This window comes from Gemmatimonadota bacterium (genome assembly GCA_026706345.1).
GTDB lineage: Bacteria > JAAXHH01 > JAAXHH01 > JAAXHH01 > JAAXHH01 > JAAXHH01.
Genome location: JAPOYX010000085.1, coordinates 1 through 721, shown reverse-complemented (window position 1 = coordinate 721; position 721 = coordinate 1). Strand labels below are relative to the sequence as shown.

Here is a 721-nt window from a genome sequence, read left to right as displayed (position 1 = left end):
CCAGGACCATGAACTCGGTACAAAGGTCGTAGTACTCCCTGACGGTCCGCGTGTGATCGTACCCGCCGGCGGCATCCTCCTGTGACGCCCTGTTGGTCCATCCTTCAAAGTCCCGCACCCGGTTCGCGACGTTCGATCCGTCGAACGCGGTTCTCAGCCCATCGGATAGTTCACGGATTTGCCTGGTGAGCTTCATGGTGGGTTCTGGCCTGGTTTCGAATCTCCTAGGAGCCTGTCCGAGAACTCAGCATTGAGCCACGATCGTCCACACCAATGCTCATGGGCAACGGCCCATGCTTGCGAATACCATCGAATCCTGCCCTCCAACCCCGTGGGAATCGATTTTTTGCGCTATTTTCGACTCAGAAGGGGCTGATCGAGGCCGGTTTTCGGCTTCATGCTCCTCACCCGCTCCTTTTTTACGCCAGCGCCGCCCGTTTCGCGAACTCCGGATACACTTTTCCCCGAACCGTCGCCACGTAGCCTTCCACCTCCCGGTCCGACAACTCCAGCAGGTTTTACCCGGAGTAGTAGCCGTTGTCCAGGCTCAGCTTCTCCGGCACACGACCGGTCGTGGCCTCCACCTCATCCAGCGCCGGACTCACCTCCCGGTAATCGTTCGCCTGCGGACTCACGTGCTGCCCCACGATCACCTGCGCCTTCTCGTCCACGCTGATCTGGGCGTTGTACCCGTACTCGAACCCCCCTTTTCGCTTCATGA

Annotated in this window: 2 protein-coding genes; both read right to left on the bottom strand. The window is 59.6% G+C overall.

The window, feature by feature from the left end; all coding sequences use genetic code 11:
- Positions 1-196, bottom strand: a 196-nt coding sequence (locus tag OXG98_06690; GenBank protein ID MCY3771690.1) for a hypothetical protein, incomplete at its 3' end; no start/stop codon positions are given.
- A 322-nt stretch (positions 197-518) separates the two neighbouring features.
- Positions 519-721: IS1182 family transposase (locus tag OXG98_06685; GenBank protein ID MCY3771689.1), on the bottom strand; the 203-nt coding region annotated here is incomplete at its 5' end.